The following is a 21,972-nucleotide window of genomic DNA, read 5'->3' on the forward strand; positions in this document are numbered from 1 at the left end:
CGAGCTATTGGCGGATGACGGTCTTGTACGGCTCGAGCTTGCTCGGGGCGCTCCTCCTCGCGGGCGGGAGGACGCGCAGGCACGGCGAGCGCCTAGCGCGCGAACTCCCGTAAGAGTGCGTCTTCCACTTCCCGAAGCGAAAGGCCCCCGTCTCCCTCGGCGGGACGGGTGACCACGATGCAGCGCGCTCCCACGTCGCGCGCGGCGGCAAGCTTCTCGGCCGTGCCGCCTACGGTTCCCGAGTCCTTGGTCACAAGCCACTGGGCTCCCACCTGCCGAAGCATCGCCTCGTTGAGCTCGCGGGTGAAGGGCCCCTGCATGCCGATGACGTGCGACGGCGAAAACCCCGCGTCGATGCACTTCGTTATAGCACCGGGCAGCGGGAGCACACGCACGAAGAAGCGCTCCGAGAAATCGGCGACGCGCGTATAGGGAGCAAGCTCCTTGCTCCCCGTCGTGAGAAGCGCGCGACCCGGGTTCTCGGAGAGAAAGCGCGCCGCGCAGGCGATCGACGCGACCGACACGACGCCTTTGGGCAGCGCCTCGGCCGCACGCGCAAGGCGCAGACATCGTACACCCACGGCGAGCGAAGCGACCCGGATGTTGCCGCTGGCGAGCGTAGCGAAGGGGTGCGTGGCGTCGACGACGATGCGCGCGCCGGAAAGCTCGCGCTCCATGTCGGCCTCGTCGAGCCTGCTCGCATGCACCTCGATGCCCGGAAGCTCGCCCAAAAGCTCGCCTCCGTACTCGGTTGCCGCGTAGGCACGGGCGGGGATGCCCGCCCCGCTCGCCCATTCGCACAGAAGGCGGCCCTCGGTGGTGCCGGCGAAGATGCGCAGCGCCGGCGCAGATGCGGGCGCCGTCACTTCGGGCCGCCTGGGCGCGTGATCTGGTAGAGCAGCGCGTTCATAATGGCGGCCGCCACGGTCGAACCACCCTTGCGACCCCTCGCGACGATGGCCGGCGCGCGTCGCGCGAGTAGCTCCTCTTTCGCCTCGACCACGTTCACAAACCCGACCGGCACCCCAACGACGAGCGCGGGCGCGATCTTCCCCTCGTCCATGAGCTCGGCGAGGCGCAGAAGTGCTGTGGGAGCGTTGCCGACGGCCACGATGAGCGGACCCTCGATGCCGCAAGCTTTGTCCATGCTCGCAACGGCGCGAGTCGTGCCCGCGGCGCGCGCAGCCACGGCGACATCAGGGTCGGCCATGTAGCACACGGCCTTGCAGCCGAGCTTCGCGAGCGCAGGCTTGCTTATGCCTGCGAGCGCCATGTTCGTATCGGTGAGCACCGTGGCCCCTGCGCGCAGTGCGTCGAGCGCACAGTGCGCGGCGTCATGAGTGAAAACGAGGGAATCGGCGTACGAGAAGTCGGCAGTGGTGTGGATGACGCGCTTCACGACGGGTTCTTCGAGCGGCGGGAACGTGCGGCCGCCGAGCTCTTCGGTGATGATCTCGAAGCTGCGCCGCTCGATGTCGCCGGGCGCCATCTCCTTGGAATCCATCTAGTACTCCACTCCTTCCCTTGCACATATCCCCTGCTCGTAGGGGTGTTTCTCGCACCGCATCTCGGTTATGTAGTCGGCCTTCTCCACGATCTTGCGGGAAGGCGCGCGCCCGGTGAGCGCTACTTCGACGCCGCGCGCGGACATATCGAGCGCGCGGTCCACGAGCGCCTCGTCGACAAGCCCCTTCGAAAGCGCATCGAGCGCCTCGTCGAGCACGAGCAGCCCCTCCTGCGCGCCCTCGAGCTCGGCAAGCGCGGAAGCGAGGTTCCCATCGTGCAGCTCGCACGTAGCGGCAAGTTCTTCCGACGACATCGACCAGGTAAACTTGTCCGACACGTTCCCCGCGAACACGGGCACGCCGAAATACTCGGCGAGCAGGCGCGCCTCCCCGCTTTCGCCGTCTTTCAGGAACTGCACGACGACGACGCGGCGGCCTGCGGCGAGCATGCGAAGGGCGAGGCCCATCGCCGCCGTGGTCTTGCCTTTGCCGTCGCCATGATACACGTGAATCATACGCCCTCCTCGATAATGCGGTAGACATACTCCATGTCGAGCGCTCCGCGCACGACGTCGGCCAGGCGGTCGAACTCGCGCGCACGGTGATCGGCCGCGGACGCCGCGCCCGCAGCACCCACGACGCTCTCGGGCAGGCCGCGCATGCGCGCGAGCGAGCGCGCGAGGGCGAGCGCCACCCCCGGTTCGTCGAACAGGCCGTGGAGATAGGTTCCGAACACGTTTCCGCAGGCCGCGCCTTCTGGTTTGCCGCCAATCGTGCCCGCAGGGGCGCAGGAGACGGTCGTTTCGCCGTCGTGAATCTCGTACCCACGCGCCGTCATGCCGTTCCACACCGAGAACGCGCCTTGGGCGCCCGTGATGCGCAGCTCCGACTGGGCGAGGCGCTTTTCCTCCTTGAACACCGTACTTGCAGGGATGAGCCCGAGCCCGCGCGCGGTGCCAGCGCCTTCCCTGCCGTGCGGGTCCGAAAGCTCGTCTCCCAAAAGCTGGTAGCCTCCGCATATGCCGAGCACCGGCGTGCCCGCGCCCGAAAGCGCGCGTACACAGGCTCCGATGCCGCTAGCCGCAAGCCAGCGCGCGTCGTCGACCGTGGACTTCGAGCCGGGAAGCACCACCAGGTCGGGTCGGCCCAGATCGGTCGTCGAGGAAACGTAGCGCACGCCCATGCCGGGCACGCGCGAAAGCGGGTCGAAGTCGGTGAAGTTCGACAGATGCGGAAGGCGCACGACGGCGACGTCGATGACGCCGCGCGCCTCGCGGGCAGTTAGGCGCGGCGCGAGCGAGTCCTCGTCGTCCAGGTCGAGCGTAAGATACGGCACGACCCCCACGACGGGAACCCCGCACATTTTCTCGAGCGGAGCCAAACCCGGACGCAGGATTTCCACATCGCCGCGGAACTTGTTCACCATAAGCCCCCGCAAAAGCGCGCGGTCCTCGGGCGCAAGGAGCGCGACCGTGCCGTAGAGCTGGGCAAACACCCCGCCTGGGTCGATGTCGCCCGCGAGCAGCACGGGGGAGGACACGGCGCGCGCGAGCCCCATGTTGACGATGTCGTTTTCGGCAAGGTTGATTTCGACGGGACTGCCGGCGCCCTCGATGACGATGACGTCGTTTTCCTCCGCGAGCGAATTGAACGCCTCCAAAATCTGCGGCATGAGCGCCTTCTTTCGCGCGAAGTAGTCCCTCGCAGCAAAGGCTCCCTGCGCCTTGCCGGCCACGATAAGCTGGCTTCGGTGGTCGCTTTCGGGCTTGAGCAGGATGGGGTTCATGCGCACGTCGGGCGCGATGCCGCACGCCTCGGCCTGCATAATCTGGGCGCGCCCCATCTCGAGCCCGTCGGCCGTGACACCGCTGTTGAGCGCCATGTTCTGGCTCTTGAAGGGAGCCACGCGCAGGCCGTCCTGCGAAAGCACACGGCACAGCCCCGCCGCAAGCAGGCTCTTCCCCGCGTTCGACATGGTGCCCTGGATCATGATGGGCTTCGCCCTACCCACGGGTATCGACCTCCTTCGCCGAGCCTCGGCCATCCGCGCCCGCCATAGCGCCGCTGCAAGAAGCGCCGCCCCGTTCGTCGGGTTCGCCTTCGCCCGATGCGCCTTCCGCCCGAAGCGCGCGGCTGAACGCCATCGCAAGCCGGGCATTCTCCTTGTGCGTGCGCACGGCGACGCGGCACCAGAAACGGGACAGTATCGAAAACGAGTCGCACGTGCGGACCAAAACCCCCTGTTTATACAGGCGCTCGGGGATGTCTTTCGCCGGCGTGCGGACTAAAAGGAAGTTCGCATCCGACGGCACGACGGAAAGCCCGAGCGAGGAGAGCTCGTGGGAAAGCCACGCTCGCTCGCCCGCCAATACATCGCGCGTGCGCGAGACGTATTCGACGTCTTCCAGGGCGGCGATGCCCGCGGCCTCGGCGACCGAGGAGACGGGCCACGCCTGCCCCGCCCGACGAATCCCCTCGATGAGTTGGGCGTTTCCGCTGATCAGATACCCCAACCGCAACCCTGCCATTCCGTAGAGCTTGGTGAACGCGGAGAGCACGGCCACATGGTGCGAACACGCGGCGCGTGCGGCCACGCTCCTTTCGCGGGCGTCGGGCGCAAATCCGAGGAAGCACTCGTCCACGACGAGCAGCGCGCCCACCTGCTCGCAGCGGCAAGCCGCGGCATCGATCACGCGGGGGTCGACGAGGCGCCCCGTCGGGTTGTTCGGATTGCAGAGGTACGCCACGTCTCCCGGCCCCTCGATCGCGCGGGCGAAGGAAGCGGGCACGTCGAAGTCATCCGCCTCGGAGAGCGGGAACTCCTGCACGCATGCACCGTAGTACGATGCCGCCTCCGCATATTCAGAGAACGTCGGCGCGCACACGACGATGCGTTTCGGGCGTACCGCCGCGGCGAGCCGCCAGATGATGTCAGACGCGCCCGCGCCGCAGACGATAGTATCTTCGGGAATGCCCTGGGCGCGCCCTAGGGCGCGAACGAGTGCGAGGCTTTCCCTATCGGGGTAGGCGTCGATTCGAGAAAGCGTCTTGCAAGCTGCGGCGACGGCGCGCGGCGAGGGGCCTCCCGGATTCACGTTCACCGAGAAGTCAATGAGGTCGGAGGCGCCCCCTTCGCAAGCGATGCCGAGCGATTGCGAGCTGCCCCCATGCGTACGGGCGCGCAGGATTCCCCCGGCAGCCTGGGGCGCGGCGTGGTCTTCCCTCATGCCATCGCCCCCACGGCGAGCACGACCGCCGCGCGCGCGGCGCCGAAGACGACGAGCGCGCATACGGACGCGGCGAGCATGAGCCTTGTCGCCCGTGCGATGTCGCCCCACTCGATTTCGCGGGACGCGTCGCCTATCGTCGGTTTCTCAACGAGCTTGCCGAAATACACCGCGGGTCCCGCCAGGCGCAGCCCGAGCGCGCCCGCGCACGCTGACTCGGTCTGCGCCGAGTTGGGGCTCGCATGGCGACGCCTGTCGCGGCGCCAGATGCGCGCCGCCCCGCGCGCGTCGAGCCCGACGATCGGGCACACGGCGATCATGAGCAGGGCCGATAAGCGCGAGGGAATCCAGTTCACCGCATCGTCGAGGCGCGCCGAGGCGCAGCCGAAGTCGATGTAGCGCTCATTTTTGTAGCCCACCATGCTGTCGAGCGTGTTCACCGCCTTGTACGCCATGCCCAAGGGCGCACCCCCGATCATAAGGTAGAAAAGCGGCGCGATGACGCCGTCGCTCGCGTTCTCCGCCACCGTTTCCACGGCGGCGCGCGCAACGCCCTGCTCGTCGAGAACAGACGTGTCGCGTCCCACGATGAGCCCGACGGCTTCGCGAGCCGCGACAAGGCCGCCCTTCGAGAACGCGCGGGCCACGGCCAGGCTCTGGCGGCGAAGCTCGCATGCCGCGAGAATCTGATAGCTTGCCCATGCCTCGGCCACGAAGCGCAAGCCGGAGTGAACCATGCCGCAAAGATGCAGGATTCCCCAGGTCAAAAGCCCACACGCAAGCGGAAGCGCCACGGCGAGCACAAGCCCTGCGGCGCGCGTGCCCGCGGACGTTTGCGGGAATGCGCCCCGCAGGCGGCCTTCGGCCCACGTGATCGCGCGCCCCATGGCGACGACGGGATGGGGAAGCCAGCGCGGGTCGCCGAAGGCAAGGTCGGCCGCGAACCCGGCGGCGACGGCAAGAATCGTCATCACCGGGCATCGCCCCCCGAAGCGGGGCGAACGTCGCGAAGGCAGCGCCCATCCCAGGTGGCGGCCCATGCACCACCCGGCTCGGTATGCACGTCGAAGTATCCCATTTTCGGGACAGCTAGCTCGGAGAGCAGCGCTTTCACGGTACCCACGTGAACGACGAAGACGGCGCGCCCACTCCCCTGGGCGCGCTCCGATTCGCACGCCTCCCGAAACGCCGCGACGACGCGGCGGGTGAAATCGCTCTTGCCCTCGCCATGCGGGCAGCGCGTCTCACACCAGGAGTCTACCCAGGCGCGGTAACGCGCATCCTCTTTAAGTTCGGCGGCGCTTCGCCCCTCGAAGTCGCCGAAATCCATCTCGCGCAGACCGGGGCACGCCATAAGCTCCGCGTTCGGGAAGAGGATGCGCGCCGTCTGGTCGGTGCGAGCCATGCCGCTCGTGATAACACGGTACACGTCACGATCGCACGCGAGGTTGCGCAAAGCGCGCTCGCCCGCGCTCGACAGGGGCTCGTCAGTGCCCGCCCCGCTGTAGCGATGGTCTTCCGTGCCCGCCGTGGCACCATGGCGCACGAAGACGACTTCCAAAGGCGCGACCGCGCCCTGCGTCCCTCGAGGCGCATCGGCAAGGTTTCCTTTGATGACTTGGGGAATCCCGCACGTCATGCGCACGACGACGTCGGCACGCGCAGCGAGCGCGCATCCCAGGCGCCCCGCACGCTCGCGCCATTGGGCGTCTTCCGCACGCATGGGGACGACCCCCGAGCCGACTAAGGGCAGAATCACTGCGTCGAAGCCGATCAGCCGATCGAGCGCCCGGTCAGCGTCGAGCGCGCGTACGAGTTCCTCAGCACGGTACGCGACGCGGCCGGCAAAAGCCGCGGGCACGCCGCCCTCCGCAAGCTGCGCCGCATCGACGAAATCGTCCGCCGCGAACCCGAGCTTTTCGCGCACGAAGGTCCTCTTCCCCGAATGCGCGCCACCTACCACGAGCATCATAGGAGCATGCCCCCCGCCACCAGCATGGCAAGCATCGCGAGCTCGGCCCATTGCAGAAACCATCCGGCCAAATCCCCCGTCACCCCGCCGAAGCGGGACAGGGCAACATGGCGGTACCACGCGAGCGCCAAAAGCCCCGCCACCGCCATAAGGGCACCGACGGCCTGAGCGCACGCGACCATCCCTGCAGCCGAAGCCGCAGCGAAAGCGCAAAGCGGCACGACGATCGCCGCGCGCTTCTTCGAAGGCGAGAGCCCCGCGGCCATGCCGTCCGCCCGCGCGGCAGGCCAGCATTCAACGGCGAGCCCCGAAAGCGCGCGGGAGAACACGAGCGAGCACAGAAGCGCGAGGAACGTCCCCGCCGTAAGCGGCAGCGCGGTGAACAGGGAAAACTGCAGAATAAGGTACACGACAACACCGATGACCCCGAAGGCGCCCGCCCGCGGGTCGTGCATGATCTCGAGCTTTCGTTCGCGCGGGGCCCAACTTGCAAGCGCATCGGAGGTGTCGCAGAGCCCGTCTAGGTGGATGCCTCCCGTCACCGCCACAGGCAGCGCCACGAACACAGCCGCGACGATGGTCGCGGGCACGCCGAGCAGGTTCCCCACGTGCCCCCACGCCGTCATGAGTAAGCCTTCCGCAAGGCCCACCAGGGGAAACGCGGCAAGAGCATGGGTTGACCCGAAATCGGTCCAAGCCGATTTCGGGACGGGGATGCGCGAGAACGTTCCGAACGCCGCGCCGATTGCCTCTGCTATCTTCACCTTGTAGGTCCTTCGCCTTTCATCCACACGGGAATCCCGCATACCACTTCGACTGCGCGGTCGGCCAGCGCCGCCACGCCCGCGTTCACGCGCGCGAGCGCGCGCCTCCATGCCTCGGTCCCCTCATCGTAGCGCATCCCATCGGCGAACACGTCGACGGTGACCACCACCGTATACGCAGCGGCCTGAGCGAGCCGTTCGATGCCTCCGAGCACCTCGCGCGCCGCAGCGTCGGGGTCACGTGGGGACAAGCCGCCTTCCGCGAAAAGCTCGTTTGCAACCAGGTTGCCCACGTCCTCCAAAAGAAGCGTGCAGCCGCGCGGAAGCCCGGGCACTGCGGCGCCCACGTCACGCGTGCGCTCGAGGGTGGAAAACCCCTTGCCCTCGCGCAGCGCCCGATGGCGCGCGATGCGGCGGGCGCCCTCTTCCCCGAAGGGCTCCATCGTTGCCAGGTACACGCGAGGGCCGTCGTGCCCGAGGCACAGGGACTCGGCGTAGGCGCTCTTGCCGCTAGCGGCGGCGCCGATGACGAGCGTCACCGTCATTTTCCGGCCTCGAAATGCTCGTAAGCAGCCATGCCAGTCGCCGTGAACGTCTTCCCATCCCGGTACACGCGCAGCGCCGAATCCAGAAGGGGCAGATACGCCATGGCGCCCGCGCCCTCGCCCAAGTGCATGCCTGCGTCGAGGGGTGCCTTTATACCGAGCTCGCGAAGGAGCTCCTGGCTTGCGGGTTCGCTTGATGCGTGGGTGCCCACGAGGTAGCCCAAGGCGTTGGGGCACAGGCGCGCCGCGCACAGGGCCGCCGTGCAGGATATGACCCCGTCGAGGAGCGTCGGCGCCTTCGAGGCCGCGGCCCCCAGGTAGAAGCCGCACATCGCCGCGATGTCGAAGCCGCCCACCTTCGAGAGCACGTCGATCGGGTCGGCGGGATCGGGCGAGTTCGCGTCGATAGCGCGCTCGACCACGTCGCGCTTGCGCGCGAGCGAGGCGTCCGAGAGCCCCGCGCCGCGCCCGACGAGACTCCGCGCGTCCGTCCGGAGGAGCACTGCGGCCACCGCCGCCGAGGTGGTCGTGTTGCCGATGCCCATCTCGCCCGCGGCGAGAAGGCGCACGCCGGCGCGGGCAAGCCCGCACGCGACGGCGATTCCGACCTCGATCGCGCGCACGGCCCCATCGCGAGACATAGCGGGGCCGTACGCGATGTTGCCGCTCCCCCGCCGCACGTTCGCGCGCACCATGCGCGCGTCTTCTATGCCCCAGGCCATACCCACGTCGACGGGCACGACCTCGGCACCCGCGAACGCCGCCATGCGGCAGGCGCTCGTGGCCCCCTCGCACATGTTGCGCGCGACGACTCGCGTCACGTCTTGCCCGCTTTGCGACACGCCTTCGGCAACGACCCCGTTGTCGGAGAAGAATACCGCGAGCGCACGGGGAAACTCGACCACCTCGGCGCTCCCCTGAGCTGCGGCGATACACGCGACGGCGTCTTCAAAGTCGCCCAATCCCCCCAAGGGGTGCGCGATGGAGTCCCACGCGGCGTACGCGGCGGCGCGGGCGCACTCGTCTGCGGGCGCAATCCGGGAGAGCGCGGCTTCGAGCACGGCGCCCGGCGCCGACGAGAACGCGCGCTCGACTTCCTCGCGGATGCAGGCAAGCGCGGTTTCGGTTGCTTCAGCCATGCCGTCTCCTCTCTGCGAACGACGCTGCGGCAGACGCGAACGCGCGCGCAACGTCGGGGTTCGCAGGATAGTACACATGCGGGAAGCCCGCAACCAGGGACGGGGTGGTCGTCATGCACGGCCAGCCCTTGTCGCGCCGGGGCTTCTGCGCCCAGAAGTCGCCGCCCGGGCAGGTGGACTGCCAGTAGTGGAACTCGTGCGCGCGGATGCGTGTGCCGCGCGGCCCGTAGAGCCCGTCGCGTTGAGAAGTGAGCTCCACGTACCCGAAATGGGACAGCCTTCCCCCGTTCTCGCTTACGCCCTCAAGGGCGCCCGCAACAGGCCAGCGCCGCCCCTCGCTATCGGCGATTTCGCGCTGCAGATACAGAAACCCACCGCATTCGGCGACCGTCGGCATGCCAGATTCCACCGCGCGCCGCACCGCCTCGCGCATCGGCGCGTTCTCGGAGAGCTGCCGCGCATGGAGCTCCGGGTAGCCGCCCCCCAGATAGAGGGCGCTTGTCCCCCGGGGCAACTCGCTATCACACAGGGGGCTGAAAAAGGCCAGCTCGCAACCCAGGTCCTCGAGCGCGCGCAGGTTCTCCTCGTAGTAAAACGAGAACGCCTCGTCACGCGCGACGGCGACGATGGGCCGCGCTCCCGCGATCGGCTCCAACCGATAAGGTTCCTCGCAGATATCGGGTGCCGTCGCCGCTATTTCAAGCAAGCGGTCGACGTTGACGCTCTTTTCCACCAGCTCGGCCATCTTGTCGATGCGCGCGGAGAGCTGCTTGACTTCGTCGGCGGTCACAAGCCCCAGATGCCGGCTTTCGAGCGAGAACGCCTCGTCGGCGGGAATATTACCCAAAACCGCGACGCCCGTGTGCTTCTCGATCGCAGGCGCCGCGTAGGCGCAGGCAGCGGCGCTCGTCTTGTTCAGCACGACGCCGCGCACGTTCGCACAAGGCAGGAACTCGGCGATGCCGCGGATTACGGCGGCGAGCGATAAAGACGCCCCGCGCCCGTTCACCACTAAAACGACCGGCGTTTCCGTGTCGCGCGCAACCTGGTAGCTGCTCGCGTCGGCCACGCCGGGCGCCATGCCGTCGTAGAAGCCCATGACCCCCTCGAGAACCGCGAGATCCGCGCCCGCGGCGCCGCGTGCGAGCAGGGCGCGCAGCGTCGGGGCGCCGGTGAAGAAGCCGTCTAAGTTCCCCGAGCGCGAACCCACGACGCGGCGATGAAAGAGCGGGTCAATGTAGTCGGGACCGCATTTGAAGGCCGCGCATGCAAGGCCGCGGCGCGCGAGCGTGCGCAGGAGCGCGCACGTTACGACCGTCTTGCCGCTCCCGCTCGAGGGCGCAGCGACCATGAAGCGCGGGATGGACGTGCTCACCGGGCACCGCCTTCCCCACCTGCACCACGCGCGCTGACGAGGAACACGGGGTTTTGCGCCTTCATAAGATGGTGCGAGCCTACAGCCTCGGCGCGGGCGGCCGACACCTGACACGCCTCGAACTCCTTAAAGCGCGAACCCGAGAGGAGCGCGCACGCCTCGGTGAGCGTCTCAACAGTGACGCATGGCACGCACAGGCGAACCTGCGAGTTCTTCTCGAGCGCCGCCTCCACGATGGAGGGAAGCTCGCCCGCGCTCCCGCCGACGAACACGGCGTCGGGGACGGGCAGTTTCGCGAGCGCTTCGGGGGCGACGCCGGGGACCGCATGCACGTTGCCGCACCCGAATGCATCCGCGTTCTCTCGGATGAGCCGCACGCCGGTCGCGTTGCGCTCGACCGCCCATACCGACCCCGCTCGCGCGACGAGCGCCGCCTCGATCGATACGCTCCCCGTGCCGGCGCCGACGTCCCACACGGTGTCGGTCGCGGTAAGGCGCAGCTTCGCGAGCGCGACGGCGCGCACCTCCTGCTTGGTCATGGGAACGTCGCCACGGATGAAGAGCTCGTCGGGAATGCCCGAGGAAGCGTACGGCCAGCGGGAGATCGCGGCGCGAGATGCGCTAGAGCCCGCAGGCGACCCGGCGCCGCCTGCGAAATCGATAAGCATCACGTTCAAGTCGTCGAACGTCTGACCTGTGATTTCACTTGCGGTCGCACAGGTGATGCGCTCGTCGGGGTACGACAGGCGCTCGGCCACCGTCACGCGCGCATCCCCGAAGCCCGCCAGCACAAGCTCGCCGGAAAGCCGCGAGGGGTCTTCCCCGCCCGACGTGGCGAGGAAGAGCTCACCTGCGCGCTCGGCCTCGGCCACGATGTCGCACGCCACGCCGTGAGCGCTCGCAAAGCGCCAATCCTGCCATGGACGCGCGAGGCGCGCGGCGAGATACGACGCTGAGCTTATGCCGGGAATGACGCGCACGTCCACCTGCGCGTTGCCGGAGAGCGCCTCCACCAGGCGGCGCGCGCCGCTGAACAGCCCCACATCGCCCGTCATCACGACCACGACGCGCTGCCACGACGCCGCATCGGTGAGCGCGGCGACGATGTCCGCCGTCTTCACGAGCTCGCATCTCACCACGTCGGGCGGCACGTCGATGCCGACAAGCGCGCGATGAGCGCCGATGACCACGTCGGCGATGTCGATCGCGTCGAGCGCCGCGCGCGAGAGCAAGTCGGGGTTTCCGGGCCCCGCCCCGATGATCGTTACCTTTCGCATGGAATCTCCCGATACCCGCGCGGCGTGACCATACGGCCGCCTACGAGCTTCGTGTCCGCGTTGCCAACGAACACGGTGGTGAACATGTCGGCGTCGATCTCCCCCAGCTCGGAGAGCCTGCACATGCCCGCCTGCTGCCCCTCGCGCCCGATGTTGCGTACCCAGCCGCAGAGCGTGTCGGGGGCCTTCCATTCGAGCATAATCTTCGCCGCGCGTGAGAGCCTGTCGGCGCGCTTTCTGCTGCGCGGGTTGTACAAACAGATGCAGAAGTCGGCGCTCGCCACGGCGGCGAGCCTGCGCTCGATGACCTCCCATGGCGTGAGCAGGTCGGAGAGCGACACGACCGCGAAGTCGTGGGCAAGCGGGGCGCCGAGCACCGCCGACCCGCTCTGAGCCGCGGTGGCCCCGGCGATAACTTCCACGTCTACATCGGGGTAATCCTCCGCAAGCTCCAGCACGGGACTCGCCATGCCGTACACGCCCGCGTCACCGCTGCACACGAGCGCCACGGCTTCTCCGCTCTGCGCGCGCGAAAGCGCCAGGCGGCACCGTTCGACCTCGTGCATCATCGGCGTCGCGAGATGCGCCGCGTCGGGCACGGCGGCGAGCGCGAGCTCCACGTATTTCGTGTACCCCACAACGATGTCGGCCGCCTCGAGCGCGCGCCGAGCCGCAATCGTCATGCCGTCGGGGCCGCCCGGGCCGATCCCCACCACGAAGAGCTTTCCCATCACCGCTCCTTAAACGAAAGTTCGATAGTTACCTTGGAAAACGCGACAGTCACGCCGCCGTGAGCGAGCTTCGGGAAGATAAGTTTGCCCCCGTCCACGAGCGCCGCGCGCTCGCACACGTTGTCGACCCCCACCATCGCGCGCACGAAATCAGATGGCGAAACGCTGCCTTCGACCTGCGACAACTCCTCTGCGGAATACGTCGCAAGCGGGATATTGCGCGAGCGGCAGAAGGCGAGCAGACCCTCCTCGTGCGCCTTCACGTCGATCGTCGCCGCCTCGCGCACGGCCGAAGGCGAGATGCCCGCCTGCCCGCACGCGAGAAGAAACGCCTCCCCGATCGCTTCGGCGCACGCACCGCGACGACACCCTATGCCCGCAACGATGCAGGGCACGACAAGGCGAAGCGGCTCGGGCGCAGACACCTGCGCCCGCACACCCGCCGGCTTCCCCGTCTCACCGGCGGGCACGACCTCGCCCGTTGTCTCCGCCGCGAGAACGGACGCACCTGCATTCGCGCCAGCGAACGGTGACACGACGATATCGGCCCGAGCGCGGTCGGACGCAATGTCAACCCCCTCAGGCGGCTGTCCCGAAATCGGCATGTCGGAATAGAGCGCCACGCGCCCGCCCGAAAGCAGCCGCGCCGACACTCGCTTGATGGCCTCGGGATTCGAAACGGCGAGCCCCGCACGGCGCGCCCACGTATCCACCGCCCACACGCCGCGGACGTCGGTCGCCGTGGTGATGACGGGGATGGCCCCTGCCGCGCGTGCCACAGTTTGCGCAAGCTCGTTCGCACCGCCCAAATGCCCCGACAAAAGCGGGACGGCAAAGCGCCCCGCCTCGTCGATCACCACAACCGCGGGATCTTTTGCCTTCGAGGCGACATGCGGCGCGATCGCCCGCACGGCGATGCCCGCCGCGCCGACGAACAGAAGCGCGTCCGACGCTTCCCACGCGAGCGCCGTCCATGCGCGCAGGTCGGCCTTCCCCTCGCCGAACCCGCGCGAAACGGAAACGTTCCAGCCAGGGTCATCTTCACCTGTCTGCGCGCAATCGGAAAGCGCGCGTGCGGTGCGCTCCGCCAACGCATACCCCCTCTCAGTGAACGCTATGCAGGAAATCCTCATCTAGCGCACTACCATCGTCGAGAAGTAGCTGCCCCGATCGGGCACATCGTCGAGCGAGCGGTACACGCGCTCGCCCGGAAGACCACAGTCCTCTACGAGCTCGGCACCGTCGAAGGCGCCCTCCTCGCGAAGGATGCGCTTCGTGTCCGCAAGCGAGCGGCGCGCCTTCATGACCACCTTCGTCCCCGACCAGCCGATCACGCGGCGCACCCCGTACAGAACGCCTTTACTCATACGTCGCCCCCAATTCCCCGATAACTGCATCTGCGCCCGACGTGCGGAAAAGCTCGCGGCGCTCGGCGTCGAACACGACCGCGGCGATGTCGCATGCGCCCGCCGCGCGGCGGCGCAACCTGTCCTCGATTGCCGCAGCGAGCGAGGCGCGCGCAGCGTCCCCCACGCCGGCGGCCTCGATTACCTCGAGCGCCGCCGTGGTCGTGACCGACGACAGGATCTCACGCACGGTCTTCGCGCCCGCGCCGGCCAAGGCCGCGTGAGCGGCCAGAATCTCCGCGCGGCAGTCGGCGGTACGCGAATGGGTGTCCATGATGCCGCCCGCGACCTTCACCAACTTGCCGATGTGTCCCACAAGAAGGACATTGGTGAATCCCTCGCGAACGCAGCAATCAATCGCATCGCCTACAAAGTTGGAGATAAAGACCACCGGCGCACCGTTTAGGTGGAAATGCCCCGAGATGAACTGCGCGCCGTAGTTGCCGGGCGTGAGCACGACTCCGCGCCGCCCCATAGCCGCATGCTGCCGAATCTCGAGCACGATGCTGTCGCGCAAGGCAGCGAGGCTGCGCGGCTCGACGATGCCCGTCGTACCCAGGATGGAGATGCCGTCCTCTATCCCCAGGTGCGGGTTAAAGGTCTTTTCGGCAAGGGCAACACCCTCGGGTACCGAAATCATCACAGCAATATTTCCAGAAAAGCCGTACGCGGCGCACACCTCGCGCACCGCCGAAGTGATCATCGCGCGCGGCGTCGCATTGATGGCGGCCGCCCCCACCGGCTGCTCGAGCCCGGGCAACGTCACGCGCCCCACGCCCACGCCGCCATCGACGGAAACTTCCGATTCGCGCGCGGGCACGTCCTTGCCGCCCGCAGCACCCGTGCCCGACCCCGCATGTTCCACGCGCGCGTACACGAGCACGCCGTCGGTCACATCGGCATCGTCGCCTGCGTCCTTTCGCACGGCGCACTGGGCGCACCCCTCGCCGATGCATGCGTCGACCACGTTCGCCTCGACGGGCAGCCCGCCGGGGGTGACGATCGACACGCGGCCGACGGGCTTTCGTGACAAGAGCATCTCGCAGGCTGCCTTCGCCGCGAGCGCGGCGCAGCTCCCCGTGGTGTAGCCGCAGCGCAGGCGGGTCGTCCCGGTATATATGTAATGCTCGAAGGCCACGCTAGCTGCTCGCCTTCCGATACCCCGTGGCAAACGAAGGGTCGTAAAGCTTGCTGCGCTCGTACGACTCCGCTTGCGCGCCGTTGTGCGCAAGCCCGCCGCGAGCTCCGAGCACGCGGCCCACCACCACGAGCGCCGTGCGGTCGATGCCCTCTCGCGCGCCCGCATCGGCGAGCGTGCCCACTGTGCATCGCACCACGCGCTCCTCAGGCCAGGTCGCCTTGTACACGAGCGCCGCCGGCTCGTCGGAGCTGCGGCCCGCGGCCAGAAGCTCGGCGGAAAGCTCGGCGAGCATACCCGAGCTCAGGAAGATGACCATAGTCGAGCCGCTTTCCGCCATGGTGCGCATGCCCTCGCCCGCGGGCATGGGGGTGCGTCCGGAAAGCCGCGTGATCACGACCGACTGGCTGATTCCCGGCAGCGTGTATTCCTGGCGAAGTGCCGCCGCGGCACCGCAAAAGCTCGACACGCCGGGCACCACCTCGTAGTCCACGCCGCGTGCGTCGAGCGCGTCCATCTGCTCCTGGATGGCGCCGTACAGGCACGGGTCGCCCGTGTGCAGGCGCACCACTTCCTCGCCCCGCGCATCTGCCGCGCACATCACGTCGAGCACTTCCTCCAAGGTCATGTGCGCGCTGTCGTAGACGATGCAGGATTCCTTGCACTCGGCGAGCAGCTCGGGGTTCACAAGGCTTCCCGCCCAAACGACCACATCGGCCGCGCGCAGAAGGCGCGCCCCGCGCAGCGTGATAAGGTCGGCGGCGCCCGAGCCTGCGCCAACGATATGAATCATCCGAGCCTTCCCTTCCCGTTTCTCATCGCAACCGTTTACGCCGCCATTCGCGCAGCGGGCAAAACACGGCGCCTGCGGCGGCAATCGGCACAAATACGCAGGCAGGAGGCGCAATGCCGCCCGCCCTGGCTTTGACACGTTTACAAGTGCCCACTATCATAGTAAAAGATTCGGCAACGAGCATATGACAATCGGATAAAAGGAAATGACCGGCGCGGCGCCCGCACAGCCCGCGCTGGCTTGCGGAGGGAACCAGGTGGGAATCCTGGGCAAGGGACATTACTGTATAGGACGCGCGGGCGAACCGCCTCGCGCCCCAAGCCAGACTGCTTCGCCTTTTCCTCACGGCATCGCCGTGGCGTTAGCTCCTTGTGAACCCCGAGGGGTGCGCTTTTCTTTCGCTTGTGCCGACAAGCAACTGTCGCCGGGGGACCGGCAAACCGAGGAAAGGAAAAACCATGTCCGACCAGATGTCACGCCGCGGCTTCATGGGCGCCGCAGCAACCGGAGCCGTCGCGCTCGCCGGAGTCGCGCTCGCGGGCTGCTCCAACACCTCCGCGAGTTCCGAGAAATCGAGTGAAAAGGAGAAGGCCGTGAAGCCGGTCATCCTCGTCACGAGCTTCGGCACGAGCTACAACGACTCACGCCACATCACCATCGGCGCCATCGAAGACGCTATCCGCGAGAAGTACTGGCAGGACTACGACATCCGCCGCGCCTTCACCGCGCAGATCATCATCGACAAGCTGAAGAAGCGTGACGGCATCACGATCGACAACATGACCGAGGCGCTCGACCGCTGCGTGGAAGACGGCGTGAAGGAAATCGTCGTGCAGCCGACGCATCTCATGGGTGGCCTGGAATACACCGACGTGAAAGACGAACTCGACAAGTACGCCGACAAGTTCGACAAAATCTCGCTCGGCGACCCGCTGCTCACCTCCGACGACGACTACAAGAAGGTGGCCGCAGCCATTAAGGAGAACATGGCGTCCTTCGACGACGGCAAGACGGCGCTGTGCCTCATGGGCCACGGCACCGAAGCCGATTCCAACGCCGACTATGCCAAGATGCAGGAAGTGTTTAAGAACGAGGGCTTGACGCAGTTCTTCGTCGGCACCGTCGAGGCTGAACCGACCTGCGAGGATGTTATCGCCGCCGCGAGCGCCGCAGGCTACAAGAAGGCCGTGCTCGCGCCGTTCATGGTGGTCGCGGGCGACCACGCGAACAACGACATGGCAGACGAGACCGACCCCGACAGCTGGGCTGCGAAGTTCGTGGCCGCCGGCTTCGAAGTGACGTGCCTGCTCCAGGGTCTGGGACAGAACGTCGCGGTCGACGACATCTACGTCTCGCACGTGGACGACGCCATCGCCAAGCTGTAAACTCGCCGCGCACGGGGGCGCCGGTCGCGTCCCCGTGCAACGGGCATGCGCCTTCCCCGACTGACGGCGCATGCCCGTTGCATTCGCATCCCGCCCGCCCACCGCACGGCGCGGGCGGTCGAAGCGATTGAAAGGAACCCCTCCATGTTGAAGAAAACCCTCGCCTTCGCCCTGTCGGCGGCGCTTTTCGCGTTCTCGCTCGCCGGCTGCGGCGGAAATTCAATCGACAGCGCAAAGGCAAGCGATGCCGATTCCCAGGAAAAGACCGAACAGGCGGCCGATGCGCCCGAGGGCGCAAGCGCTGCCCCCATCACCGCCGACAAGGTGGCCGACGGCACCTATCCGATCACCGTAGATTCCAGCTCGAACATGTTCAGGATTGTGGACGCCCAGCTCATCGTGGAAAACGGCTCCATGCACTGCGTGATGACGCTTTCAGGCACGGGCTACGGCAAACTCTTCATGGGCACGGGCGACGAGGCTGCCGCCGCGAGCGAGGCCGACTTCATCCCCTATGTGGAAAACGCGGAAGGCAAGTACACCTACGACGTGCCCGTTGAAGCACTCGACGAGGACACCGACTGCGCCGCGTGGAGCATTAAAAGGGAGCGGTGGTACGACCGCACGCTCGTGTTCGAATCCGCCGGCGTCGATCTGCGCGCCGACGCACTGAAGTAACGCCATGCGGTCGATTCTTCCCAAGGGGGAAAGCAGGAAGCGTCGCAGCATCGCGGTGCGCGCGATCGCCTACGTTCTCGTCGCCCTGCTCGCGCTTCCCTTCGCGGGGTGCAGTGCGAGCCCGAACGCGACCGGTGGCACGGCGGGCTCTCAGGAATACACTGTGAGCGTCTCGCTTTCCGGTGGGTCAGGGCGCGCAAGCATCGCCTCACCCACCACAATTGTGAAGGATGGCGACAACTACACCGCGACCATCACCTGGTCGAGTTCGAACTACGACAAGATGACCGTCGGAGGCGTGGACTACGCGCCCGTAAACGACGGCGGCAACTCCACGTTCGAGATACCCGTCACGCTCGACGAGGACATCGCCGTGTCGGCCGAGACCGTCGCCATGTCGACGCCGCACACCATCGACTACACGCTCCACTTCGATTCATCCACCATGAAGGAGAAATCGGGCGACGAAGCAAGCGGCGGCTCCCCTGCGGGAACGGCTTCAAACGCCGCGGCCGACTTCCACAACGCCGATTTGGGCTGCGGCTGGAAGCCGACGGGGACGCTTCAGCTTGAATACGCCGAGCACTTCACTGTCGACGAGTTCGAAGGCGGCCTGCGGCTTATCTGCATTTCGAACGGGGAGCGCTTCCTCGTGGTGCCGCAAGATGCGAAGGTACCTGATGGGTTGAGCTCCGACATCGCGGTCATAAGGCGCCCCGCCGACAAGGTGTACCTCGTGTCTTCGGCGACGATGTGCCTGGTCGACGCGCTCGATGCGAACGACAATATCATCATGTCGGGCACGAAGGCTAACGATTGCTCGGTCGCGGGCTTCAAAAGCGCGCTCGAAAGTGGGGCAATCGCCTACGGCGGCAAGTACAGCGCGCCCGACTACGAGCGAATATCGGCCTCGGGCTGCACGCTCGCCATCGAGAACACCATGATCAACCACACGCCCGATGTGAAGGAAAAGCTGCAGAAGCTCGGGCTCGTAGTGCTCACCGAACAGTCGTCGAGCGAGCCCGAAGCACTCGGGCGCCTCGAGTGGATTAAGCTTTTCGGCGTCCTGTTCGACAAGGAAGACGAGGCCGCACGCCTGTTCAACGAGCAGAAGGCCCGCGTCGAGCAAACGTCGGGGCTCGCGTCGTCAGGTAAAACCGTGGCGTATTTCTACATTAACTCGAACGGGGCCGCCGTCACGCGGCGGGCGGGCGACTATGTGGCGCAGATGATCGAGCTTGCAGGCGGCAACTACGCGCTCGATGACGCGCAGACGGCGTCGACGTCAGGTTCGTCAGTAACGCTCGAAATGGAGCGCTTCTACGCGACGGCGAAGGATGCCGACATCATCGTCTACAACGGCACCATCGACGAATCGGTTGCCACCTTGAACGACTTCGTAGGCAAAAATGCGCTATTGTCGCAGTTCAAGGCCGTGAAGAACGGCAACGTCTGGGTCACAAGCGCCGACATGTACCAGCAGATGACTTCTACCGCCGACATTATCGACGAGCTGCACGGGGCGTTCACCGGCGATGACGCGAGCGACTTCCATTATCTGAGGAAGCTCGGCTAGCACCATGAGAAGCCGACTTTCCATGACATACGACGAATCGGGGCGCGCCGCGCGGTGTCGCGTCGTGACGGCGCTGCTCGCCGTTGCCCTCATCGTGCTCGTCGGGGCCAACCTGTGCGTCGGGAGCGTGCTCGTGCCCGCAGACCACATCCCCGGCATCCTTTCGGACGGCGCGGCCAATTCCATGGAAAGCCAAGTCATCTGGGAGATTCGCCTGCCGCGTGTGCTTTCAGCCGTGCTTCTCGGCGGGGCGCTTTCCCTCTCCGGGTTCCTGCTGCAGACGTTTTTCAACAATCCCATCGCCGACCCGTTCATCTTGGGCGTCTCCTCGGGCGCAAAGTTCGTCGTCGCGCTTACGATGATCGTACTTCTGGGCGCGAACCAGGCCATGTCCTCGCCGGCCATGGTGGCCGCAGCGTTTCTGGGCTCGCTTATCACCATCGGCTTCGTGCTCCTCATCGCACGGCGCATAAGTTCCATGGCCATGCTCATCGTGGCGGGCGTCATGGTGGGATACATCTGCTCGGCGGCGACGAACTTTCTCATCGCCTTCGCCGACGACCAGTCCATCGTGAACCTGCACAACTGGTCTTTGGGTAGCTTCTCGGGTTCGAGCTGGGACGACATCGCGGTCATCGCGGTCGTGGTGATCACCGTGAGCGCATGCGTATTCGCGATATCGAAGCCCCTTTCCGCCTTCCAGCTGGGAGAAGCCTACGCGAAAAGCGTCGGCGTGAACGTCGCACGCTTCCACGTGGTGCTCGTCCTTCTAGCGAGCATGCTCTCCGCCTGCGTGACCGCGTTCGCTGGTCCGGTGTCGTTCGTAGGCATCGCGGTTCCGCATCTCGTTAAGTCGGCGCTGAAGTCGTCGAAGCCCATCCGCGTGATTCCTGCGTGCTTCTTGGGAGGCGCCATCTTCTGCGCGGGCTGCGATTTGATCGCGCGCACGCTGTTCTCCCCCGTCGAGCTTTCCATCAGCGCCGTCACCGCCATCTTCGGCGCGCCGGTGGTTATCGCACTCATGTTGAAGAAGCGGGTGAGGTAGATGGGGAAATTCGTGCCGCAGCCCAAAACGCTCGGAGGGGACATTCCATGCTTAGACAGTCCTGAGCTCGCACGAAAGCGCCAGAAGGCACTTTCGGCTCGTGCGGAACTGCGCGCGGAACGCCTCCTTCGAGCGGAGTCGAACCTCGAAACCCCGGTCGAAACGCAGGCTGACGGAGCGCCGCTTTTCCGCATAAGCAACCTGTCGGCGGGCTACGACAAGAAGGTCGTAGTCGAAGGCGTCGATCTGGAGGTTCGCGCGGGCGACGTCGTTGCACTCATCGGGCCGAACGGCTCGGGCAAGTCGACCATCTTGAAAACCATCACACGCCATCTGGCACCGCTTGCCGGCGCGGTCGAGCTCGACGGGCGGGAGATTTCCCGATGGAAGACGGCGGAGTTCGCAAGGAACCTTGCCGTTATGCTGACAGATCGCCCCCGGACCGAGCTCCTCACCTGCCGCGATATCGTGGAGGCGGGAAGGCATCCCTACACCGGGCGAATGGGCACACTCTCGCCCGACGACCATAGTCGGTTCGATGAGGCCATGAAAACCGCACATGTGGAAGAGCTCGCCGAGCGCGACTTCATGCAGATAAGCGACGGGCAACGCCAGCGCGTCATGCTCGCACGTGCCATCGCGCAGGATCCGCGTGTGCTCGTGCTCGACGAGCCCACGTCGTATCTCGATATCCGCTACCAGATCGACCTGCTGCGAATACTACGCCACCTTGCGAAATCGCGGAATGTGGCTGTCATCATGTCCATCCACGAACTCGAGCTCGCGCAGAAAAGCGCCGACAAGGTGATTTGCGTGAAGGACGGCCGGGTCTTCCGCGCCGGCGCACCCGAGGACATATTCACGCGCGAGACGATTGGCGAGCTCTACGGCCTTCAACATGGCACCTTCAACGAGCGCTTCGGCAGCGTGGAAATTGGGCGCCCACACGGCGATGCGCACACGTTCGTCATCGCCGGCGCAGGTACGGGGTCGGCTGTGTTTCGCCAGCTCATCCGGCAGGGCAAGGCGTTCTACGCGGGCGTTCTGCACGAAGGGGACATCGACTGCGAGCTCGCGCGCGACCTGGCGACGGAATGCGTGGCCGAGCGCGCCTTCGAGCCGATCGGGGATAAAAGCATAGCCCGCGCCAAAGAGCTCCTCGTCCACTGCGCGCGCCTTATCGTGTGCCCCGCCGCCTTCGGCACCATAAACGCCCGCAACGCAGAGCTCGTCGAGTTCGCACGATCGCATGGTATCGAGGTCATGCAAGCGTGCGAAGGCGCATCGGAGGATTCCAATGGATACGCCTAGGCGCGGCCCAAGAAATCGTCCGCATCCCCATCTGACACTATTTCACCGCAACTTAGAAGGTGTCGGCGTATAACGCTTCACCCCAAATTAAATTGATTCGTTGAA

General features: G+C 66.5%; 22 protein-coding genes. 5 read left to right on the forward strand and 17 right to left on the reverse strand.

Annotation, left to right across the window (positions count from 1 at the left end; all coding sequences use genetic code 11):
• Positions 1-92 precede the first annotated feature (92 nt).
• Genes cobK through cobM form a run of 17 tightly spaced genes read right to left on the reverse strand, consistent with a single transcriptional unit; the run spans position 93 to position 15,872 of the window.
• Positions 93-866 (reverse strand): precorrin-6A reductase, encoded by a 774-nt coding sequence (cobK, locus tag ABCN01_RS05000; RefSeq protein WP_342996242.1) that lies wholly within the window; start codon positions 864-866, stop codon positions 93-95.
• Positions 863-1,504 carry a precorrin-8X methylmutase gene (locus ABCN01_RS05005; RefSeq protein ID WP_055310664.1) on the reverse strand — a complete coding sequence of 214 codons (642 nt, stop codon included), beginning with the start codon at positions 1,502-1,504 and terminating at the stop codon, positions 863-865. The genes cobK and ABCN01_RS05005 overlap by 4 nt, the downstream gene beginning before the upstream one ends.
• Positions 1,505-2,020 (reverse strand): cob(I)yrinic acid a,c-diamide adenosyltransferase, encoded by a 516-nt coding sequence (locus ABCN01_RS05010; protein WP_342996243.1) that lies wholly within the window; start codon positions 2,018-2,020, stop codon positions 1,505-1,507.
• Positions 2,017-3,516, reverse strand: a complete 1,500-nt coding sequence (locus tag ABCN01_RS05015; RefSeq protein ID WP_342996245.1) for a cobyric acid synthase — start codon at positions 3,514-3,516, stop codon at positions 2,017-2,019. The genes ABCN01_RS05010 and ABCN01_RS05015 overlap by 4 nt, the downstream gene beginning before the upstream one ends.
• On the reverse strand, positions 3,509-4,732 hold the full coding sequence (locus tag ABCN01_RS05020; RefSeq protein WP_342996246.1) for a pyridoxal phosphate-dependent aminotransferase: 1,224 nt from the start codon (positions 4,730-4,732) through the stop codon (positions 3,509-3,511). Before ABCN01_RS05020 ends, ABCN01_RS05015 begins: the two co-directional genes overlap by 8 nt.
• On the reverse strand, positions 4,729-5,703 hold the full coding sequence (gene cbiB / locus ABCN01_RS05025) for an adenosylcobinamide-phosphate synthase CbiB (protein WP_148331229.1): 975 nt from the start codon (positions 5,701-5,703) through the stop codon (positions 4,729-4,731). Before cbiB ends, ABCN01_RS05020 begins: the two co-directional genes overlap by 4 nt.
• A complete protein-coding gene (locus tag ABCN01_RS05030; protein WP_342996247.1) occupies positions 5,703-6,704 on the reverse strand; it encodes a histidine phosphatase family protein in 1,002 nt (333 codons plus the stop codon). The genes cbiB and ABCN01_RS05030 overlap by 1 nt, the downstream gene beginning before the upstream one ends.
• Positions 6,701-7,468, reverse strand: coding sequence for an adenosylcobinamide-GDP ribazoletransferase (locus ABCN01_RS05035; protein WP_342996248.1), 768 nt, complete (start codon positions 7,466-7,468; stop codon positions 6,701-6,703). Before ABCN01_RS05035 ends, ABCN01_RS05030 begins: the two co-directional genes overlap by 4 nt.
• Positions 7,465-8,013 (reverse strand): bifunctional adenosylcobinamide kinase/adenosylcobinamide-phosphate guanylyltransferase, encoded by a 549-nt coding sequence (locus ABCN01_RS05040; protein ID WP_055250409.1) that lies wholly within the window; start codon positions 8,011-8,013, stop codon positions 7,465-7,467. The genes ABCN01_RS05035 and ABCN01_RS05040 overlap by 4 nt, the downstream gene beginning before the upstream one ends.
• Positions 8,010-9,152, reverse strand: a complete 1,143-nt coding sequence (locus tag ABCN01_RS05045; RefSeq protein ID WP_342996249.1) for a nicotinate-nucleotide--dimethylbenzimidazole phosphoribosyltransferase — start codon at positions 9,150-9,152, stop codon at positions 8,010-8,012. Before ABCN01_RS05045 ends, ABCN01_RS05040 begins: the two co-directional genes overlap by 4 nt.
• Entirely contained in the window at positions 9,145-10,527 is a 1,383-nt protein-coding gene (locus ABCN01_RS05050; RefSeq protein ID WP_342996251.1) for a cobyrinic acid a,c-diamide synthase CobB, read from the reverse strand. Before ABCN01_RS05050 ends, ABCN01_RS05045 begins: the two co-directional genes overlap by 8 nt.
• Positions 10,524-11,804, reverse strand: coding sequence for a precorrin-6y C5,15-methyltransferase (decarboxylating) subunit CbiE (gene cbiE, locus ABCN01_RS05055; protein ID WP_342996252.1), 1,281 nt, complete (start codon positions 11,802-11,804; stop codon positions 10,524-10,526). Before cbiE ends, ABCN01_RS05050 begins: the two co-directional genes overlap by 4 nt.
• Positions 11,792-12,535, reverse strand: a complete 744-nt coding sequence (gene cobJ, locus ABCN01_RS05060; protein ID WP_342996253.1) for a precorrin-3B C(17)-methyltransferase — start codon at positions 12,533-12,535, stop codon at positions 11,792-11,794. The genes cbiE and cobJ overlap by 13 nt, the downstream gene beginning before the upstream one ends.
• The gene (locus tag ABCN01_RS05065; protein WP_342996254.1) at positions 12,535-13,626 is read right to left on the reverse strand and encodes a cobalt-precorrin 5A hydrolase; all 1,092 of its coding nucleotides are present in this window, start codon (positions 13,624-13,626) and stop codon (positions 12,535-12,537) included. Before ABCN01_RS05065 ends, cobJ begins: the two co-directional genes overlap by 1 nt.
• 42 nt (positions 13,627-13,668) lie before the next feature.
• Positions 13,669-13,902, reverse strand: a complete 234-nt coding sequence (locus tag ABCN01_RS05070) for an SAM-dependent methyltransferase (RefSeq protein WP_342996255.1) — start codon at positions 13,900-13,902, stop codon at positions 13,669-13,671.
• The gene (cbiD, locus tag ABCN01_RS05075; protein WP_342996256.1) at positions 13,895-15,079 is read right to left on the reverse strand and encodes a cobalt-precorrin-5B (C(1))-methyltransferase CbiD; all 1,185 of its coding nucleotides are present in this window, start codon (positions 15,077-15,079) and stop codon (positions 13,895-13,897) included. Before cbiD ends, ABCN01_RS05070 begins: the two co-directional genes overlap by 8 nt.
• Position 15,080: 1 nt before the next feature.
• Positions 15,081-15,872, reverse strand: coding sequence for a precorrin-4 C(11)-methyltransferase (gene cobM / locus ABCN01_RS05080; protein ID WP_138112457.1), 792 nt, complete (start codon positions 15,870-15,872; stop codon positions 15,081-15,083).
• Between the two features lie 458 nt (positions 15,873-16,330).
• On the opposite strand from cobM, the gene ABCN01_RS05085 reads away from it, so the two are divergent.
• The 5 genes from ABCN01_RS05085 (at position 16,331) to ABCN01_RS05105 (ending at position 21,867) form a co-directional block, all read left to right on the forward strand.
• Entirely contained in the window at positions 16,331-17,257 is a 927-nt protein-coding gene (locus ABCN01_RS05085) for a sirohydrochlorin cobaltochelatase (RefSeq protein WP_022094564.1), read from the forward strand.
• Positions 17,258-17,401: 144 nt separating this feature from the next.
• Positions 17,402-17,935 carry a hypothetical protein gene (locus ABCN01_RS05090; RefSeq protein WP_342996257.1) on the forward strand — a complete coding sequence of 178 codons (534 nt, stop codon included), beginning with the start codon at positions 17,402-17,404 and terminating at the stop codon, positions 17,933-17,935.
• Positions 17,936-17,939: 4 nt separating this feature from the next.
• The gene (locus tag ABCN01_RS05095) at positions 17,940-19,511 is read left to right on the forward strand and encodes an ABC transporter substrate-binding protein (protein WP_342996258.1); all 1,572 of its coding nucleotides are present in this window, start codon (positions 17,940-17,942) and stop codon (positions 19,509-19,511) included.
• A 22-nt stretch (positions 19,512-19,533) separates the two neighbouring features.
• On the forward strand, positions 19,534-20,556 hold the full coding sequence (locus tag ABCN01_RS05100) for a FecCD family ABC transporter permease (protein WP_343014219.1): 1,023 nt from the start codon (positions 19,534-19,536) through the stop codon (positions 20,554-20,556).
• Between the two features lie 12 nt (positions 20,557-20,568).
• Positions 20,569-21,867 carry an ABC transporter ATP-binding protein gene (locus tag ABCN01_RS05105; protein WP_343014221.1) on the forward strand — a complete coding sequence of 433 codons (1,299 nt, stop codon included), beginning with the start codon at positions 20,569-20,571 and terminating at the stop codon, positions 21,865-21,867.
• Positions 21,868-21,972: the final 105 nt, after the last annotated feature.

The sequence above is a fragment of the Collinsella aerofaciens genome (genome assembly GCF_039062365.1).
Taxonomy (GTDB): Bacteria; Actinomycetota; Coriobacteriia; order Coriobacteriales; family Coriobacteriaceae; genus Collinsella.

Coding starts and splice junctions, on each gene's coding strand:
- ABCN01_RS05090 (WP_342996257.1), top strand. CDS start 17,402: ATGTTGAAGAAAACCCTCGCCTTCGCCCTGTCGGCGGCGCTTTTCGCG.
- ABCN01_RS05070 (WP_342996255.1), bottom strand. CDS start 13,902: ATGAGTAAAGGCGTTCTGTACGGGGTGCGCCGCGTGATCGGCTGGTCG.
- ABCN01_RS05095 (WP_342996258.1), top strand. CDS start 17,940: ATGCGGTCGATTCTTCCCAAGGGGGAAAGCAGGAAGCGTCGCAGCATC.
- cbiB (WP_148331229.1), bottom strand. CDS start 5,703: ATGACGATTCTTGCCGTCGCCGCCGGGTTCGCGGCCGACCTTGCCTTC.
- ABCN01_RS05020 (WP_342996246.1), bottom strand. CDS start 4,732: ATGAGGGAAGACCACGCCGCGCCCCAGGCTGCCGGGGGAATCCTGCGC.
- ABCN01_RS05045 (WP_342996249.1), bottom strand. CDS start 9,152: ATGGCTGAAGCAACCGAAACCGCGCTTGCCTGCATCCGCGAGGAAGTC.
- cobM (WP_138112457.1), bottom strand. CDS start 15,872: ATGATTCATATCGTTGGCGCAGGCTCGGGCGCCGCCGACCTTATCACG.
- cobJ (WP_342996253.1), bottom strand. CDS start 12,535: ATGGGAAAGCTCTTCGTGGTGGGGATCGGCCCGGGCGGCCCCGACGGC.
- ABCN01_RS05085 (WP_022094564.1), top strand. CDS start 16,331: ATGTCCGACCAGATGTCACGCCGCGGCTTCATGGGCGCCGCAGCAACC.
- ABCN01_RS05100 (WP_343014219.1), top strand. CDS start 19,534: ATGACATACGACGAATCGGGGCGCGCCGCGCGGTGTCGCGTCGTGACG.
- ABCN01_RS05040 (WP_055250409.1), bottom strand. CDS start 8,013: ATGACGGTGACGCTCGTCATCGGCGCCGCCGCTAGCGGCAAGAGCGCC.
- ABCN01_RS05030 (WP_342996247.1), bottom strand. CDS start 6,704: ATGATGCTCGTGGTAGGTGGCGCGCATTCGGGGAAGAGGACCTTCGTG.
- ABCN01_RS05010 (WP_342996243.1), bottom strand. CDS start 2,020: ATGATTCACGTGTATCATGGCGACGGCAAAGGCAAGACCACGGCGGCG.
- cbiE (WP_342996252.1), bottom strand. CDS start 11,804: ATGCGAAAGGTAACGATCATCGGGGCGGGGCCCGGAAACCCCGACTTG.
- ABCN01_RS05005 (WP_055310664.1), bottom strand. CDS start 1,504: ATGGATTCCAAGGAGATGGCGCCCGGCGACATCGAGCGGCGCAGCTTC.